A 17305-nucleotide genomic window follows, 5' to 3' on the forward strand; every position below is an offset into this window, starting at 1 on the left:
CAATGCGACTTCTCCAAATTTTCAAACCTTGTATATTAGCGACCGTGTAAAATATTTTTTTCATTTTTTAAGAATTGGCTGCGAGATTTCGCCACACGCGCAATGCGTTCTTCAGCTAAACGATTCGCTGCCACATATGTCGGAATGCCATCTCGTTTTGAAATAGCAAAGATCTTTTCAATACTATCATAAATACCGTCAACGCGTTTCAGAGCACGTTCACGATTATAGCCATATAATTCATCCGCAACGTTAATAACGCCACCAGCATTAATCACATAGTCTGGTGCATAGATAATCCCTAATTCATGGAGGTAATCACCATGACGTGAATCTTTTAACTGGTTATTAGCAGATCCAGCAATTACTTTTGCTTTTAGTTGTGGAATTGTTTCATCATTTAATATAGCGCCTAAAGCACAAGGTGAGAAAATATCAACGTCTTGCGCGTAGATTTCATCTGGAGCTACTGCAATTGCGTCAAAGTCATTTACAACTCGATCAATTGCTGCCTGATTGATATCTGTTACAACAAGTTTTGCCCCTTCATTATGTAAATACTCGCAAAGCTTGTAAGCTACATTTCCTAGACCTTGTACAGAAATTTTTAATCCCTCTAATGATTCTGAACCGAATGCTTCTTTTGCAGCCGCTTTCATACCGCGATAAACACCATACGCCGTTACTGGAGATGGGTTCCCTGATGAACCGAATGCAGGTGAAATTCCTGTTACATAATCTGTTTCCTCATGGATTAAATCCATATCTGTTACCGTTGTACCTACGTCTTCTGCAGTAATATAACGGCCATTTAAGCCTTGGATGAAACGACCTAATGCACGGAACATTTCTTCGTTTTTATCTTTAAATGGGTCACCGATAATGACCGTTTTTCCACCGCCAAGGTTTAAACCAGCTGCCGCATTTTTGTAAGTCATGCCTCGTGCTAAACGCAATGCGTCTTCCACTGCATTTTCCTCTGAAGCATATGTCCACATACGTGCACCGCCTAATGCTGGTCCAAGTGTTGTGTCATGGATAGCGATAACCGCTTTTAACCCTGATGCTTCATCTTGGCAAAATACCAATTGTTCATAATCATACTTTTCCATATACTTGAAGATTTCCATGAAACTCGCCCCTTTGCTTTGGAAAGTGCATCCCCAAATGCCCGTCCCAATCAAGTTTTATCTAACAATTCTTTCCCTTATTGTCCTCTTCTCAGCAAAAAACCGAGCCCCATTTTACTGTAGGTGTTTAGACCCTTATACAGGAAGAAAAAAATTGTTTAGTAATGGATAATATTGCTCCACTTATTTTTACAATACTGACAAATTCACAATTTCGCAACTATTATTACACATTCTTATTTAAGTAAGAATTTTCTAAACATTCAGTAACAAAAACCACTTTATGCCCTGCCTAGCTTTGAGGAATAAATATTATATTGATTCCTCCCCTTTCTTGACATTCCCCCATCCACAGGTACAATTAATCATAGGAATAAGGAGGGGTATACATGGCCCGTTTAGCTGCATTTATTGTAATGCTTATTCCAGGTCTTATGGCTGCAGGCGGCATTAAATTTATGCGTGATACATTATTTGGAAAGCTTCTTTCGCCTTTCCCATTTTTATGGCTACAATTTGTAGTGGGTGTTATTTTCTTTGTGATAGGCTTCGGCTTTTTCGCAGGATTTTTACTACATCGTGACCGCAAAAATGGAAAAGTAGCACCTCGCTTCCAAAAAAAATAAAAATAGCTATCCAAATAAGTCACATGGGCTTACTGGATAGCTATTTTTATACTCGCTGCTGTGTAGTGATGACTTTATCAGGATAATCCGTAATCCAACCTAACACAGCATGGTGCGGATTCGTTAAGAACGGTTCATTACCATCAATGGCATAAAAACGACAGGCTTTGCCGCTTGTAACACATGCCTCTAAATATCTTGGTTTGTAGTACCGTTTATGCATATGAACAGTATCTGCCGCTTTGTAATCAGCTAACAAATCCCATTTTAATTTTTTTGTGGCTATTAGAGCTGTTTCATATTCAGGCCTATGTTTTTTCACCATTTCCAGTAATTCATAATGAAATGATGAGAAGTGGCTCCCTGTTGGTAATGAGAGCCCTTGAAGAAAATCTTTTAGCCCACTTTGATTGTCTAGAATGGTTGATTTTAATTCAATATTTAAAGGGAGCTTATTTGTTTTAGCCCATGCTAAAACTGCATCAAATGCTGGCATTTTAGCCGATGAAAAAAGACGCCTCCAAGGCTTTCCGAGTTTAAAACGCAATAACTCTTCCATCGTACAATCACTCACCAGTTTATTGATACCTACTAATCTTGACAATTGTGGATCATGGTACACGATTGGACATCCCTCTTTTGAAAATTGGATGTCTAACTCAATGCCATCAGCCCCCAGCTCCAATGCCTTTTCGAAGGCTTTAAAGGTATTTTCAAGCGCATAGGCCGAAGCCCCTCGATGTGCAAACACTGGAATATAGGACGAATTAGACATTTAACTCACCAAACTCCAGTAGAAATTTCCCATTGGTCATTTTGCTTAATAAAGATGATTTTTTACCAATTTGAATATATGTTCCCGGATGCGCTTCCTTTGTGACAATAATCTCTTCTTTTCCTATATGACGCATTTCGTCCATTATCAGTTTAATTTCTCGATCTAATGTAACAGCTTCTGCCTTTAATTTTGTTAAAGCCTGCTTGGTCTCTTCAAAGGACGCTGTTTGTTCTTTAGACATTTGGTTGAGGAATGGTAATAAGCTTTTCATTTTGGACTCATGGGCTGCAATTTCTGATTGTAACTCTTTAAGCTGTACAGCTTTTTCCTGCATCATCGAATTATTCTCTTGTTTATTGACACTTTCAATAATCAAATCCGTTCGACGTTCCAATCGGTTACCTGATATGGCAGTGACAATTGTATTTTTAGCTACAGCACGTCCTCCAATAATTTTACCTTTTCGTTCGTCTACGAAAATAGAATGAGCTGAAAGTTGTGAACCTAATGCATAGAAGCCTATATGGATACTATCCGCCGCAAATAAATTTGCTTCATTGACATGTTTGACAAAAATATTGCCGCCCGCTTCCACAACTGTTGAGCCTAGACCAAAAATGCCCCCGCGAATATAAACATCGCCTTCAATGGATTTAATTAGTTTGGCACCGCTTACACCTTCAGCACCATCAATAGAAATATCGCCAGTTGCAATAACCGTATAGCCATTTGTTACGGTCCCTTTAATACTAAGAGAACCATTAAATTCTAGATTTCCTGTTTCAACGCCCACATCACCGTTAATAGGTAGGTGTCTGTTTACACCAATCATACCTTTCACATCATCTAGAACACCAGCAATTTTCGAGCGGATCACAATTTTTCCGTCCTCTTCCACTTCATATGCTGATTTTGTATCATATCGGATAGGAAAATCTCGTCCTGGTGCAGCAGCCACTACCTCACCTAGTACATTTTTCCCTGGTTTACCTAATGTAGCAGGAATCTTTTCACCTAGCCATGAGCCTTCTGAAATTTCTGAGATAAAATTCATATCAAAGTAATCCGCTTTTCCATCATCACGAATGACCGGTTTTCGCTCCGGTTTAGGTAAGTATGTAATTTGTGCATCCGTGCCTGCTATAGGTGGTTGCCCCTGTGCAATTAAAAATGCTTTTCCTGGTTCAGCCTTCGAAATATCAAAATCTAATATTCCATGCACTATTTCATTTTCCGCAAGTGTTTCTTGTACTTGCTGTGTTAGCTTTTCTTTATGATTTGCCATATATTCGTTTGTTTCATAGATAAAAATAGAGGCTGACATTTTATCACGGGCAATTTCAGCTTCTATATTTGGAAGCCAGCGGCCAATTTCTACTGGACTTGTGTTTTGAGTTGACAGCACATTTTTTAAAATTGAAAAATTAGATAATTTAAGTCGCGGATGACTACGTAGTATGCTATCAAATTCTTTTAATGGAAATCCGGCACTAAAAGTAAGCATAAATACCTTGCCATTCTCTTCAGAAATTTCGAAGTTTTCATTTCGAACTAGAATCAAGCTACCTCCTCCTTCCCTCTATATGTAAGTATATACAATCCACTTACATTTGTTTAGAGACCATTGTCACTAACGAGAAAGAAAATAGTACTACTTAATCATTAAAACATCCAACTATTTTTTATTTCCAATAAATATTAATAGGTGTAAAATACTAAAAAAATGTTTATTATTTAATTTTTTTAATAAAATCAACCTTAAATAGAAGGTTATTCTATTAGGATAATTTGAACAAACAGTAATCCTACTCTATATATTATAGGATAGGATCGTCATAATAATTAAACAATAAAGAGTCTTTAGAACTATAAAATTATCAGATATTAAGGCTCTTTATTCAAGATAGCTCTTAATATTTCCAATTTGAAAGGTCGCGCCAAGCTGTCCCAATTCCTCCTTACTCATATATTGCATACTTATTTTACCGTCTAATACGAGTCGGACTTCAAATAAATGTTCCTCTAGTTGTGTAATTTCTATAGAGTCCATTCCATCTAATTGAAAGTTGACACTTTTCATTTTTGATCACCTGCTTCTCCATTACATCAGTATCATCGCTCATAAGATAATAGATACCCATCAAAAAAATACGCCTTTCTAAACAGTGGTCACACTGTCTAAAAATGGCGTTATAAAAACTCGAGGTATAATTGCTATATCAGTTTTTCTATCGTTTATTGCTAAAAATTATATGTTTAGCTAGCCATCATGTCGATGCGGATTTTGTCTGCAATCATAGCAATGAATTCACTATTTGTCGGCTTGGATTTCAAGTGATGCACCGTGTAGCCAAACATCGACGAAATGGATTCATAATTGCCACGATTCCATGCAACTTCAATAGCATGACGAATTGCACGTTCAACACGTGATGGTGTCGTATTGAATTTTTTCGCGATTTCTGGATATAAGATCTTTGTCACAGATCCTAATAATTCAATATCCTCAAATACCATTTGAATGGCTTCACGCAAATAAGAATACCCTTTAATATGTGCAGGTACACCGATTTCTTTAATAATAGCTGTAATCGTGCTGTCTAATTGATGCTGATTTAATTTTTGAGGGACGGTAGGTTGTAAAACGCTTGTCTTTTTAGGAAGAGTCGCCTTCTGTCCAGCACAATGTAAAATCTTCTGCACTAATTGGTCAAATTCAAATGGCTTTAGCATGAAATAAGATGCCCCTAAATCTACAGCCTGCTTCATGACATCTTCTTGGCCAAAAGCAGTTAACATAATTACTTGGACTGATGACATTTTCTCATTTTGATACATCGATTCTAAAACAGCTAAACCGTCAAGATGAGGCATGATTATATCTAGAAGTAAAACATCAGGTGTAAATTCCTCAAGCATTTGTAGACAAACTTTTCCGTTTGAAGCCGTCGCAATAATTTCTATTTCGGCATGTCCTTGGAAATATTGCTCCATTGTTTTTAATAACTCACGATTATCATCTGCAATCGCTACTTTTACCTTTGTCATTTCAATTCCTCCTTCTGGACTTGCTTTGAACACTCCAAAGCGTTAACCTAACCCCTAAATGCCGTTTTTGGCACACTGTGGAATTTTCGACATTTTTGTTTAAAAACCTTTTTCATTTCCAAAAATGAGTATGTAGTCCGATACTTTCTTTTTATATCGACAAGTTGCGCTAAATATTGGCAAACTGTCGAAACGCTCTTATTACCTATTTTAGATAAAAAAATAAGATAAAACTACAGTTTTTTTAAATATCATGACTCCTTTCGTTTATTATTAGAAATACTTGTTGAATACAAGGTATTTTTAACATATAGATAAAAACCCGCAAATCTCCAGCGGGCACCTGTTCTGCCAGCGGAAAAATGCGGATTTTTACCAAATGCCATCCCTCTTTTTAAGAAGACTTCCTTAACATTTCAGCTACTGTTAGAGCTGCTCCCTTTTTCGGCTCCTCCACAAACATATGTGTTACAGCACCGACAAACCGACCGTCTTGAATGATAGGACTGCCACTCATTCCTTGCAAAATTCCACCCGTTTTTTCAATGAGCTTTTCGTCAGAAACTATAAATTCAAGTCGTTCATTTTCAACCTTTGTTATTTCAATGGAAAAAGTTTCGACTTTTCGGCCTTCAATGGCTGTATATATTTCCGCTTTCCCCGTTTTTATATCTTTTTCATGCATAATTTCAATCGCTTTGGGTAATCTTTGTGGATAGCCTTCTTCCCAACGGCCAAAAATTCCATAAACAGTATTTTTATCTATACTACCCAGTCGTTCCTGATGTTTTTCAATGGAGGAAATTTTGTAACCTGGTTGGCCAGGCGTACTTTTACGGATTTGTTGAATTGAAGCTAAGAAAATGGAGCCAGCTCTAAATACAGGGGCCTCTTGTAGGGTTGAATCGACAATTTGATGACCTAGTGCACCATAGTTTTTTGTCTCTGGATCAATATAAGTCAGTGTTCCTACTCCATCTGTTTCATCTTTTAAAAAGGATATGATATGCTCTGCTTCTTGATTTTGTAATTCGAGTGTCACTTGTTTTCCGTCATTATTGATCGTCCATTTCTGTTGGCCTTCTTTAGCCATAGCTTGTTTGGCGTCTGCCAGCGACTTTACAGGTATATCATTAATTTTTTCAATCACTGCGCCACCTTTCATCCACTGATTGGAAGCTAACAGTACATCATGCGCTACGAACACATGTGATAATTGAAGTTGGATTCCAATGGCTTCACCCATCGGTATAAGCTTTTTGGCGGCTAAAGCTTGTATAGGCATCACTAACAAAAAGATGAGCATAGGCAAAATGACTAATTGACGCCAACGACGATTCATACGACACCTCCTTTTCATTTTTGTCTTTTTACTATGTGTTGTTGTGGCGTTCTTATAAGCGGTAAATATTTGTGCAAAAAGAAAAAAACCAGAAACAGGTTCAACTGTTTCTGGAATATGGTTAACGCATTTGTTTTTTTCGCTCTTCTGCCATTGTTAATAACTCCGTTGCATGCTGAAGCGTTAAAGCTGTAATTTCAGTTCCAGACATCATACGGCTGACTTCTTCAATTCGAGCCTTTTGATCAATTTCTGATAAAGACGTAAATGTTCGATCATGCTCAACTTCTTTCTTAATGAAGTAATGATGATCAGCCATCGCAGCAACTTGAGGTAAATGTGAAATACATAGCACTTGAGAATTAATGGATACCGCTGCAATTTTTTCTGCAATGGCTTGTGCCACTCTTCCACTAACTCCTGTGTCTACTTCATCAAAAATGATGGATGTGATACCATTAGAAGAAGAGAAAATGGTTTTCAGCGCCAGCATCATTCGTGATAATTCTCCTCCCGAGGCAATTTTCGGTAAGGATTTTGGCGGTTCTCCAACATTGGTAGAAATATAAAAAATAATTTGATCTTTTCCAGTTGCATCGAAATATGGTAATTCTTCAAAATTGACAATAAATTTAGCTTTTTCCATATGTAATTCCCGTAACTCTGCCATAATGGCTTCACTTAACTGTTGGGCAGCATCTTTACGCACAGTTGAAAGTTCTGTAGCAAGCTCATTGAGCACCGATTCCATTTCGAGCACTCTTCGTTCTTTCACCTGCAAAATTTCATCGCGATTCAGCAGCTCATTTAACTCTATTTTTATTTTTTCAAAATACGCTAAAATGTCCTCCACAGTCGAGCCATATTTGCGTTTTAAATTTTGGAATAGTGCTAATCGTTGTTCTACCTCATTTAAACGCGCTGGATCAAACTCCAATTCATCTAATACATTTTTGACCTGATAAGCCGCATCTTGTAGCGCATAAAATGCCGTTGTCACTGCCTCAGAAGCTTCTTTGAATTGCTCGTCCACTGTTACTGCATCGTCCAAGGCACCCATTGCATTACCAATCCAATCAAGACCTTTTGATTCTCCCTGAATGGCCTCATAGGCAGCACTAGAACGTTCAAAAATTTTATTGTAATTCATGAGACGACGGCGTTCATCAAGAAGTTCATCTTCCTCACCTAGCCTTAAATTGGCTTCTTCTAGCTCTTTTATTTGGAATTGATACAAATCAATGCGTTGTGCCATCAATTGTTCATCGATGGAAATCGAGGCTAAGTCCTTTTTCAGCAATCGATATTCTTCATATTGTTCGCTGTATATTTTTTGTTTAGGCAGCAGCTGCTCTTCTGCAAACTGGTCGAGTAAATTGATATGCTGTTTTTCATCCATCAGCTCTTGGTTTTCATGTTGGCCATGAATATCAATGAGACTCCCACCAATTTCTCTCAGTACGGATAATGGCACAAGTTTACCATTTACACGGCAAATACTTTTCCCAGAATCATTTAGATCACGACGTAAAATAACTGTATCTTCTTCAATTTCAATGCCTGCTTCTTCTAATTTTTTCAGCACAGGATGCGTGGAATTCGAAATTTGAAATAAGCCACCTAATTCAGCCTTTCTTGCCCCATGACGAATAAATTCAGTATTTCCCCGTCCACCAGCAAGTAAATGAACAGCATCAATGATAATAGATTTACCAGCACCAGTTTCCCCAGTCAGTACAGTCAATCCTTCAGAAAAACTCACAGTCAAATCCTCAATGATAGCAAAGTTTCGAATACTAAGCTCTCTTAACACAAATTGTCACCTCTGAATCCATTTCCCCATTTTTTAAAGCATGTCTAGTAAGCGATTTTTTGTATTTTCCCGCTCATTTTCATTTCGACAAATAATTAAAATGGTATCGTCTCCAGAAATTGTACCTAAAATTTCTGGCCAATCTAAATGGTCTAGTAAGGATGCAATCGCATTCGCATTACCCGGAAGAGCTTTCATCACTAAAAAATGCGATGCTCCATCAATGCTTATAAAGGCATCGGCTAGCGCGCGATGTAATTTTTGCACTGGGTTAAATCGTTGATCAGCGGGCAAGCTATACTTATAGCGACCGTCCTGTAATGGTACTTTCACCAAATGTAGTTCTTTAATATCTCTTGATACCGTAGCTTGTGTCACATTATAGCCTGCATCTTTTAGGAAATCGACTAAATCATCTTGTGTTTCAATTTCATGATTCGCAATAATATCCCGAATTCGTATATGTCTTTGTCCTTTATTCATCGTAGCCACCTCTAATAAATAATTAAATATGTGTATAATCACACTACCATTTTCAACAAAAAAGCACAAGAAAAAACACGGCTCTATAAGCGAGCACGTGTTATTTTAAAGAATTATGCGCTTCTTCAACGAGTGCATTAAAAGCTGTATAAGCAGGAATGTCTTCGTCTCCAATAGGATTCACTAAATGGAATAAAAATTCAATATTTCCTTCCCCACCTGTTATCGGGGAATAAGAAGCATCCTTCACAACAAATCCAATTTCTGTGGCCATTGCCGCTGTTTTTTCTAATACTTCGAGATGGACTTTTTTATCACGAACGATACCTTTTTTTCCAACTTTATCTTTTCCCGCCTCAAACTGCGGTTTCACCAATGCCATGACATCGCCACCTGGTAGCAATACTGTTTTTAACACCGGTAAAATTAATGATAAAGAAATAAAACTAACATCTATTGTAGCAAAATCAGGTAATCCTTGAGATAAATCTGCTGCCGTAGTATAACGGAAATTAGTTTTTTCCATGACGGTAACACGTTCGTCTGACCGAATTTTCCACGCTAATTGATTGGATCCGACATCCAGTGCATAGCCATGTCTTGCTCCATGTTGCAATGCACAATCTGTAAACCCACCTGTAGAGGAGCCAATGTCAAGCATTAGCTTCCCTTCTACAGACATATCAAAAATTTGTAGGGCCTTTTCTAGCTTCAGACCACCACGACTAACATATTTTAAATCGGAGCCTTTTACTTGTAGAGGCGCATCGATAGCAATTTTTTCTCCTGCTTTATCGATTCGTATTTCATTTGAAAAAACAAGTCCCGCCATAATGGAACGTTTTGCTTTTTCTCTTGTTTCACATAATCCACGCTCTACAAGTAAAATATCCACTCGTTCTTTTGGTTGTTTTGTCATTATTTATTTAAACCTACTTGCTGTTTTTGTTGAAGTAATACTTGCATACGTGCTGCTGCGTCCTCTGCTGTCATATGAATTTCTTCGAGCAGCTGATCGACGTTACCATGTTCGATATATTGATCTGGAATACCCATTCGATCAACAATTGCATGGAGATAGCCATGGTCGTGAGCAAATTCTAATACTCCGCTACCAAATCCGCCTTTTAGGACGGCTTCTTCAATGGTTAATATCGGTTTATGATTGGATAAAATTCGGTGTAGCATATCCTCATCCATTGGTTTGATAAAGCGTGCATTGACCACCTCGATATCGATCCCTTGCTGCGCTAATATATCTGCTGCTTGCATGGCCATCGGAATCGTTGTGCCAAATGTCAAAATGGAACCGTCTTTTCCTTCTCGTAAAACTTCCCAGCTACCTATTGGTAATGCGACAAGCTCATCATCTAATGGAACGCCAATCCCATTACCACGTGGGTAACGTAGTGCAATCGGACCACCATCGTACTCAATAGCTGTTTTAACCATATGTTGCCCTTCATTCTCATCCTTAGGCATCATAATCGTCATATTTGGAATATGACGAAGGAAAGCAATATCAAATACGCCCTGATGCGTTTCACCATCTGCCCCAACTAAACCAGCACGATCAATACCGATAAAGACATTTAAATTAGGACGTGCAATATCATGCAACACTTGATCATAAGCACGTTGTAGGAATGTTGAATAAATCGCTAAAAATGGCTTCATATTTTGTGTAGCTAAACCCGCTGCCATTGTTGCTGCATGTTGCTCGGCAATCCCCACATCAAAGAAGCGATTTGGAAAGTCTTGTTGAATACCCTGTAATTTTGACCCGACAGGCATAGCAGGTGTGATCGTCACGACTCGCTCATCTTCATGAGCAATTTTACGAACAGTTTCTGCAATTAAACTACTCCATGCTGGTCCTTTAGTTTCGGACTTCACAAAGGCACCATTTTCAATTTTATAAGGACCTGTTCCATGCCAATTACCGATCGTATCGTCTTCAGCAGGTTTATAGCCCTTTCCTTTTTTCGTAATTACGTGAACAAGGACTGGCCCCTTCACTTTTTTTGCATGGGATAATGTCATTTCCAATGCTTCAAAATCATGACCATCAATAGGACCAAGATATTTAAAGCCTAATTCCTCAAAAAAGACACCTGACACCACTAAATATTTTAAGCTATCCTTAAGTCGTTCCGCGGTAGAAGCAAGCTTCCCACCTAATACCGGAATTTTATTAATAAGTGATTCTAGCTCTTCTTTGGCTTTTGAATACTCCTTGGCAGTACGCAAACGACCTAAAACACTGTGAAGCGCACCAACGTTTGGAGCAATGGACATTTCATTATCATTTAGGATAACAATCATATTCGTTTTTGCATGACCGATATGATTTAACGCTTCAAGTGCCATACCGCCAGTTAAAGCGCCATCCCCAATAATAGGAATTACATAGTTATGTTCTTTTTTAATATCACGTGCTGCTGCCATACCCATGGCTGCTGATAAGGAAGTCGAGCTATGACCTGTTTCCCATTCATCATGTTCACTCTCCACGCGCTTTGGAAATCCACAAAGCCCTTTGAACTGACGTAGTGTGTCAAATTGACTCGCACGACCTGTTAAAATTTTATGCACGTAAGCTTGGTGGCCAACATCCCACAAAAACTTATCTTTTGGACTGTCAAACATTTTATGCAACATGATCGTAAGCTCGACTACTCCTAAATTCGGGCCGATATGTCCACCTGTGACAGAACATTTTTCGATTAAGAAGGTACGAATTTCTTGCGCTACCTGCTCAAGCTCCTTCTTATTTAAGTTTTTTAAAAAGGATGGACTAGTTATTTTATTTAAATCCACCTTTCTCACACACCTTTTCAATAAAATATTCACCGCATTTGTTTTTCACTATTATAGCAGTGTTATCAATATGCTAAAAGTACGAGCACTTCATTGTTTACAATTTGTAAACGTTCCCACCTATTCTAGCATATTCTTTTCCTTCAATGCCTTGATTTTCTCTCAGTTTTTACGATGAACAATATATGCCGCAAAGTCTCGTAATAAGCTAGCATCTATTGGTAATTGATCGAGTGCATTAATAGCATGTTGATAATGCTCAGCAAGCTTTTCTTTCGCTCCATTTAGCGTTAAAAGTGCTGGGTAAGTACTCTTATCACTAGCTACATCTTTCCCAGCCGTTTTTCCTAGTTCCTCTGTTGTTCCTTCGATATCTAAAATATCGTCTTGGATTTGGAAAGCGAGGCCGATGTGATGGGCATATTCCTTCAAAGTAGCACGGTCTTGTTTAGATGCATCTGCTAATACGGCTCCCGCTTCAATACTAAATCTTAATAAAGCACCGGTTTTATTAACATGGACTTGTTCCAGTTCAGTTAAATTAAGCTGACGCTGCTCACCTTCCATATCCAGTACTTGACCACCAACCATGCCCTCAGCACCTGCGGCAACGCTTAACAATTGAACAAGCTCGATCCGCTTTTCAGCCGTTACTTCCATACGAGCTAAAATACCAAACGCCAATGTGTTTAATGCATCTCCCGCAAGTGTTGCAAGTGCTTCTCCATAAACTTTGTGGTTTGTTGGCTTGCCTCTTCTAAAATCATCATTATCCATGCTTGGTAAGTCATCATGGATTAACGAATACGTATGAATGATTTCAATGACAGATCCTACAATTAAACCATCCTGTAAATTTTTTTGGTAAAGCTCCAAGACAGCTAATACAAAAAGTGGTCGAATGCGTTTACCGCCTGCCTTTAATGAATATAGCATGGAGTCCTTTAAATCTACTGGAGCATCAATTTTTGAAACAAGTGCAAACATCGTTTCTTCGATTTGTGGTATGTTGCTTTCGATAAAGTACTTTAATGGCTCATTCATTTCCTAATTCTCTCCCTTTAGTGGATCAAATGCTGTTTTTTCACCTGTCTCTTGGACAATAGATACTAGCTGCTCTTCAGCATGCTGCAGCTTACTATGGCAAAACTTTGATAGCTCCATTCCTTGCTTGTATAAATCAATCGCATTTTCCAATGGTACATCGCCTTGTTCTAGCTGGCGAACTATTTCTTCCAATGCCGTCATAGCTTCTGCGAAAGTTTGTTGTTTTTCTGTCACAACGATTCCCCCTCATTCTTTGGCAAAATATCCTTCACTTCAGCCACAACCTTCCCATCATGGAAAGTCAATGTTAGATGATCCTGCTTCTGCACGTCAGTGGATGATTTTATCATCTGTTGATCTTTATAAGCGACTGTAAATCCTCTTGTTAAAATGGATAGTGGATTTAATGCTTCTAATGTTCGAATAGCTGCCTCAAATTGTTGTTGCTGCTTCGCTACATAATACGTTGTAGCACGAGTTAATTGTTGCATGCGCGCTTCTAGCTCCCGTTGATGGAAGGCAAGTGCTTTTTTTGGTGAATGTTGTGCCACCGTACTATGTAATTGCTGAAGCTGAGCACTTTTCTTCATCAAATCTACTTGCATGGCTGTTTGCAATCCTGACTCAAGCTGTGCCAATCTTTCAGTAAACGGTCGATATAGTCTTTCTGGCATTGACAGTGGATAAGACTGTTGGAGCTTATTAAGACGCTGTCGTTCAGCCATAAGTTGCGACCTAACCATTTGATGAATTTGAGATTTTTGGGAAAGTACCCGTTGGAATAGCTCCGCTTGATCTGGGACTGCCATCTCAGCGGCCGCTGTTGGTGTAGGTGCACGTAAATCAGAAACAAAATCGGCAATTGTCGTATCTGTTTCATGACCAACTGCACTAATAATAGGAATTCGACTGTCAAAAATAGCTCTCGCCACTATTTCTTCATTGAATGCCCATAAGTCCTCGATCGAGCCTCCCCCGCGTCCAACAATCAACACTTGACAAGTTGCCTCTTGATTGGCACGTTGAATGTTTTGCACAATATTTGGTGCCGCCTGTGCTCCTTGTACGAGCGTAGGGTAAATCAGAATTTCAGCTAGAGGGTAACGTCTCTTTAAAGTCGTACAAATATCTCGAATCGCTGCTCCTGTCGTTGATGTTAGCACACCTATTTTTTCAGGAAACTTTGGAATCGATTGCTTCCATTCTAATTTAAAAAGCCCTTCTTTTTGTAATTGCTCTTTTAATTGATTAAAGGCAACAAATAGACTACCTATACCATCCGGTTGCATTTCTTGGACATATAGCTGATAAGTCCCATAGCCTTCGTAAACGTTTACATCACCACGGATAAATACTTGCATACCTTCTTTTGGTTCGAATGCTAATTTCGTGGCAGCGGTTTTAAACATCGTGGCAGCGATTCTTGCCCCATCATCCTTTAATGTAAAATAAATATGGCCAGATTGATGAATTTTAACATTTGATAGCTCACCTTTCACATACACTTCGCGTAGGTGAGGGTCCGCATCAAATTTTCGTTTAATATATTTTGTTAATGCTTTTACAGTTAAATAAGAAGCAGAGGACATGTTTTCGGCTCCTTTACTAAGATCAGGTTTTTCACAAAAACTACACCTATCATAACATTTTTTACTGGTGTTGACGCGTTTAAATACAGTTTCGCTAGAAAAAATGCCTGTCTTTTATCTATCAAAAAACAACTATAACATATTCCAACACGTTCTAACTAATAGAAATTGACTATTCAATGAATAACAAAACAAGGTCCCATAACAACAGTTGTTATGAGACTTTACATTTTAATAAAATAATAATAATAATGTTCCTACAATAAAACAGTAATACGTAAAATAGCTAAGTTTACCGCTTTTCATAATGCCCATAAACCAACGCATGGCAAAGTACGTCATAATAAGAGTAGCTAGAAAAGTGGCTGCATAAGGAAGCGCTAACGCACCTTTATTAGGCTCATCTAAAAAATCAGTTATTCCTAATACGACCCCACCTAAGCTTACTGGAATATAAAGCATAAACGAGAAGCGTAAAGCTGTATCCTGTCTCATACCTACTGCAATCGCTGAAATAATCGTCGCACCTGAGCGGCTAATACCTGGTGTAAGAGCAACTGCTTGCCCTAACCCAACAATAATGGCATCCTTTGCACTTAAATCTGCATCTTTTTTCTTCCCACGCATATTACGAATCAGCCATAATGCCGCACCCGTAACAAACAACATGAGCGCGATTGTCGTCATACTCACATTGTCTGCAATAACATCACTTAATAATACTCCTAAAACGCCCGCTGGAATAGAACCTATAATGATATACAGGGCAAAACGAAAATCAGCATTGTAGCGCTTCTCACGTGTTTTCAAGTACAAGAAAAAATGGGAAATCAATCGTACTATATCCTCACGATAAATATAAACAATAGCAAGTAACGATGCTGTATTAGTGAGAATGGCGAATGTAAACCCTTGTTCACCAAGCCCTAGTATTTCGCTGGCAATCATCACATGTCCACTTGACGATACCGGAATTGGTTCTGTAAACCCTTGGACAAGACCAATAATGATATGCTTCACAATTAACACAATATCGATATTTTCCATAAAAACCTCCTACTAAGTATGTATGTCCCAAACGTTACATTAGACGTCAACATTAGCATAAAAGTTCTGGAATTAATCCATAAAAAAGTCATCTCAACATGATAGTGAGATGACTTCTTGAAAAGGCTATTTAATTAGCAAGCTTATTTTCAGCTGCTTGCACAGTGTTGAATAGTAACATTGTGATGGTCATTGGTCCAACACCGCCTGGTACAGGTGTGATATGAGACGCTATACCATCTACTTCAGCAAAGTTTACGTCGCCGCATAATTTATTGTTGTCATCACGATTAATGCCAACATCAATTACAACAGCCCCATCTTTCACATGCTCTTTTGTAATAAAGTTTGCACGTCCAACAGCAGCAATTAATATATCCGCTTGTTTTGTAAATGAAGGTAAATCTGGCGTTTTGGAATGTGTATACGTTACCGTAGCATCTTTTTGCAATAGTAGTTGCCCCATTGGCTTACCTACAATATGACTACGTCCTACGATTACAGCATGTTTTCCTGCAATTTCAATTCCTGAATACTCAAGAAGCTTCATTACGCCAAAAGGAGTACAAGGTAAAAATGTTTCTTGGCCAAGCATCATTTTCCCCACACTGACAGGTGAGAAGCCATCAACATCCTTCTCGACAGCAATTGTCGCGATGACTTTATCCTCATCAATATGTTTTGGAAGTGGTAATTGTACTAAAATACCGTGAATATCTTCACGTTGATTTAATAGTTGAATTTGTGTTAATAATTCCTCTTGCGTCGTTTCTTCTGGTAATTTAATTAGTTCCGAATACATACCAATTGCTTCACAAGATTTTTGTTTATTTCTCACATATGTAGCTGAAGCTTGGTTGTCCCCAACTAACACAACCGCTAAACCAGGTGTTAACCCTTGCTCTTTTAAACGAATTACACGCTCTGCTACAGCATTACGAATTTCTTGACCAATCTCTTTACCATTAATAATTGCACTTGACATAAACCTTCGTTACTCCTTCCAATTCAACACATTATTCTTGTTCTGTAAATTTAGAAAGTACACCATTGACGAATTTAGATGAACTATCATCGCCAAATGTTTTACATAACTCGATTGCTTCGTTTAGTACTACTCTTTTTGGTGTTTCGGGCATGTATAACAGCTCGTATACAGCTAGGCGTAAAACAGTTCTCTCAATTTTGGGTAAACGGGCAAGTGACCACTTTTCAAGATGCTGTTCTAATGTAGCATCAATTTCCTCCAAATGTTCAGCTGTTCCAGTAACAATTTTTTCGTAGAAGGCATTTGTCGGTTGGCCTTTAATATGACCCATTGCTTCTTCAACTGTTAAATCTGTATTGTCTAGCTGAAACAAAACTTGCAACGCTTTTTCGCGTGCTTCATGTCGTTTCATGTAAAGCTCTCCTTCTTAAGTGGCATTAAGGTTTATAATAGCATAAAATCGCCCGAGAAACACGATTTGAAGCAAGTTTTCAATAATCTGAAACCTTTTTCAAGAAACTTTTTGCGCATCTAACAATTCGTCTCGAGCATTCCAAAATACTTGTTTAATTCACAAAATGTTATAATAAAGAA

General features: G+C 38.2%; 17 protein-coding genes. 1 reads left to right on the forward strand and 16 read right to left on the reverse strand.

Annotation, left to right across the window (positions count from 1 at the left end):
* Positions 1 to 35 precede the first annotated feature (35 nt).
* Positions 36 to 1130, reverse strand: coding sequence for a Glu/Leu/Phe/Val dehydrogenase (locus PI85_RS09130; protein WP_036126920.1), 1095 nt, complete (start codon positions 1128 to 1130; stop codon positions 36 to 38).
* 389 nt (positions 1131 to 1519) lie between these two features.
* Between PI85_RS09130 and PI85_RS09135 the strand changes: the two genes are divergently transcribed.
* On the forward strand, positions 1520 to 1756 hold the full coding sequence (locus PI85_RS09135; RefSeq protein WP_008179922.1) for a DUF2627 family protein: 237 nt from the start codon (positions 1520 to 1522) through the stop codon (positions 1754 to 1756).
* A gap of 46 nt (positions 1757 to 1802) precedes the next feature.
* On the opposite strand, the gene PI85_RS09140 is transcribed toward PI85_RS09135, so the two are convergent.
* The 15 genes from PI85_RS09140 to nusB all read right to left on the reverse strand — a co-directional run bounded on the left by PI85_RS09140 (position 1803) and on the right by nusB (position 17123).
* Positions 1803 to 2531 carry a glycerophosphodiester phosphodiesterase gene (locus tag PI85_RS09140; protein WP_036126921.1) on the reverse strand — a complete coding sequence of 243 codons (729 nt, stop codon included), beginning with the start codon at positions 2529 to 2531 and terminating at the stop codon, positions 1803 to 1805.
* Positions 2524 to 4095: a DUF342 domain-containing protein gene (locus tag PI85_RS09145; RefSeq protein ID WP_008179917.1), complete on the reverse strand. Its 1572-nt coding sequence runs from the start codon at positions 4093 to 4095 to the stop codon at positions 2524 to 2526. Before PI85_RS09145 ends, PI85_RS09140 begins: the two co-directional genes overlap by 8 nt.
* 333 nt (positions 4096 to 4428) lie before the next feature.
* The gene (locus PI85_RS09150; protein WP_036126923.1) at positions 4429 to 4614 is read right to left on the reverse strand and encodes a hypothetical protein; all 186 of its coding nucleotides are present in this window, start codon (positions 4612 to 4614) and stop codon (positions 4429 to 4431) included.
* 176 nt (positions 4615 to 4790) lie between these two features.
* Positions 4791 to 5582: a sporulation transcription factor Spo0A gene (spo0A, locus tag PI85_RS09155; RefSeq protein ID WP_008179911.1), complete on the reverse strand. Its 792-nt coding sequence runs from the start codon at positions 5580 to 5582 to the stop codon at positions 4791 to 4793.
* A gap of 394 nt (positions 5583 to 5976) precedes the next feature.
* On the reverse strand, positions 5977 to 6924 hold the full coding sequence (locus tag PI85_RS09160; protein WP_008179909.1) for a SpoIVB peptidase S55 domain-containing protein: 948 nt from the start codon (positions 6922 to 6924) through the stop codon (positions 5977 to 5979).
* 121 nt (positions 6925 to 7045) lie between these two features.
* Entirely contained in the window at positions 7046 to 8737 is a 1692-nt protein-coding gene (recN, locus tag PI85_RS09165) for a DNA repair protein RecN (protein WP_036126925.1), read from the reverse strand.
* Between the two features lie 33 nt (positions 8738 to 8770).
* Positions 8771 to 9220 (reverse strand): transcriptional regulator AhrC/ArgR, encoded by a 450-nt coding sequence (gene ahrC, locus PI85_RS09170; RefSeq protein WP_008179906.1) that lies wholly within the window; start codon positions 9218 to 9220, stop codon positions 8771 to 8773.
* Between the two features lie 100 nt (positions 9221 to 9320).
* Positions 9321 to 10139 (reverse strand): TlyA family RNA methyltransferase, encoded by an 819-nt coding sequence (locus PI85_RS09175; protein ID WP_036126928.1) that lies wholly within the window; start codon positions 10137 to 10139, stop codon positions 9321 to 9323.
* Positions 10139 to 12040 carry a 1-deoxy-D-xylulose-5-phosphate synthase gene (gene dxs, locus PI85_RS09180; protein WP_036126930.1) on the reverse strand — a complete coding sequence of 634 codons (1902 nt, stop codon included), beginning with the start codon at positions 12038 to 12040 and terminating at the stop codon, positions 10139 to 10141. The genes PI85_RS09175 and dxs overlap by 1 nt, the downstream gene beginning before the upstream one ends.
* Before the next feature lie 162 nt (positions 12041 to 12202).
* Complete coding sequence (locus PI85_RS09185; RefSeq protein ID WP_025116086.1) at positions 12203 to 13084, reverse strand: polyprenyl synthetase family protein; 882 nt, start codon at positions 13082 to 13084, stop codon at positions 12203 to 12205.
* 3 nt (positions 13085 to 13087) lie between these two features.
* Positions 13088 to 13321 carry an exodeoxyribonuclease VII small subunit gene (xseB, locus tag PI85_RS09190; protein WP_036126931.1) on the reverse strand — a complete coding sequence of 78 codons (234 nt, stop codon included), beginning with the start codon at positions 13319 to 13321 and terminating at the stop codon, positions 13088 to 13090.
* Positions 13318 to 14676, reverse strand: coding sequence for an exodeoxyribonuclease VII large subunit (gene xseA / locus PI85_RS09195; protein WP_036126933.1), 1359 nt, complete (start codon positions 14674 to 14676; stop codon positions 13318 to 13320). Before xseA ends, xseB begins: the two co-directional genes overlap by 4 nt.
* A 231-nt stretch (positions 14677 to 14907) precedes the next feature.
* Positions 14908 to 15723, reverse strand: coding sequence for an undecaprenyl-diphosphate phosphatase (locus tag PI85_RS09200; RefSeq protein ID WP_008179894.1), 816 nt, complete (start codon positions 15721 to 15723; stop codon positions 14908 to 14910).
* 130 nt (positions 15724 to 15853) lie between these two features.
* A complete protein-coding gene (gene folD, locus PI85_RS09205) occupies positions 15854 to 16708 on the reverse strand; it encodes a bifunctional methylenetetrahydrofolate dehydrogenase/methenyltetrahydrofolate cyclohydrolase FolD (RefSeq protein WP_036126934.1) in 855 nt (284 codons plus the stop codon).
* Between the two features lie 31 nt (positions 16709 to 16739).
* Positions 16740 to 17123 carry a transcription antitermination factor NusB gene (gene nusB / locus PI85_RS09210; protein WP_008179889.1) on the reverse strand — a complete coding sequence of 128 codons (384 nt, stop codon included), beginning with the start codon at positions 17121 to 17123 and terminating at the stop codon, positions 16740 to 16742.
* Positions 17124 to 17305: the final 182 nt, after the last annotated feature.

The organism is Lysinibacillus sp. A1, assembly GCF_000801965.1.
GTDB lineage: Bacteria > Bacillota > Bacilli > Bacillales_A > Planococcaceae > Lysinibacillus > Lysinibacillus fusiformis.

Coding starts and splice junctions, on each gene's coding strand:
- PI85_RS09130 (WP_036126920.1), bottom strand. CDS start 1,130: ATGGAAATCTTCAAGTATATGGAAAAGTATGATTATGAACAATTGGTA.
- PI85_RS09135 (WP_008179922.1), top strand. CDS start 1,520: ATGGCCCGTTTAGCTGCATTTATTGTAATGCTTATTCCAGGTCTTATG.
- PI85_RS09140 (WP_036126921.1), bottom strand. CDS start 2,531: ATGTCTAATTCGTCCTATATTCCAGTGTTTGCACATCGAGGGGCTTCG.
- PI85_RS09150 (WP_036126923.1), bottom strand. CDS start 4,614: ATGAAAAGTGTCAACTTTCAATTAGATGGAATGGACTCTATAGAAATT.
- spo0A (WP_008179911.1), bottom strand. CDS start 5,582: ATGACAAAGGTAAAAGTAGCGATTGCAGATGATAATCGTGAGTTATTA.
- PI85_RS09160 (WP_008179909.1), bottom strand. CDS start 6,924: ATGAATCGTCGTTGGCGTCAATTAGTCATTTTGCCTATGCTCATCTTT.
- ahrC (WP_008179906.1), bottom strand. CDS start 9,220: ATGAATAAAGGACAAAGACATATACGAATTCGGGATATTATTGCGAAT.
- PI85_RS09175 (WP_036126928.1), bottom strand. CDS start 10,139: ATGACAAAACAACCAAAAGAACGAGTGGATATTTTACTTGTAGAGCGT.
- PI85_RS09185 (WP_025116086.1), bottom strand. CDS start 13,084: ATGAATGAGCCATTAAAGTACTTTATCGAAAGCAACATACCACAAATC.
- xseA (WP_036126933.1), bottom strand. CDS start 14,676: ATGTCCTCTGCTTCTTATTTAACTGTAAAAGCATTAACAAAATATATT.
- PI85_RS09200 (WP_008179894.1), bottom strand. CDS start 15,723: ATGGAAAATATCGATATTGTGTTAATTGTGAAGCATATCATTATTGGT.
- folD (WP_036126934.1), bottom strand. CDS start 16,708: ATGTCAAGTGCAATTATTAATGGTAAAGAGATTGGTCAAGAAATTCGT.
- nusB (WP_008179889.1), bottom strand. CDS start 17,123: ATGAAACGACATGAAGCACGCGAAAAAGCGTTGCAAGTTTTGTTTCAG.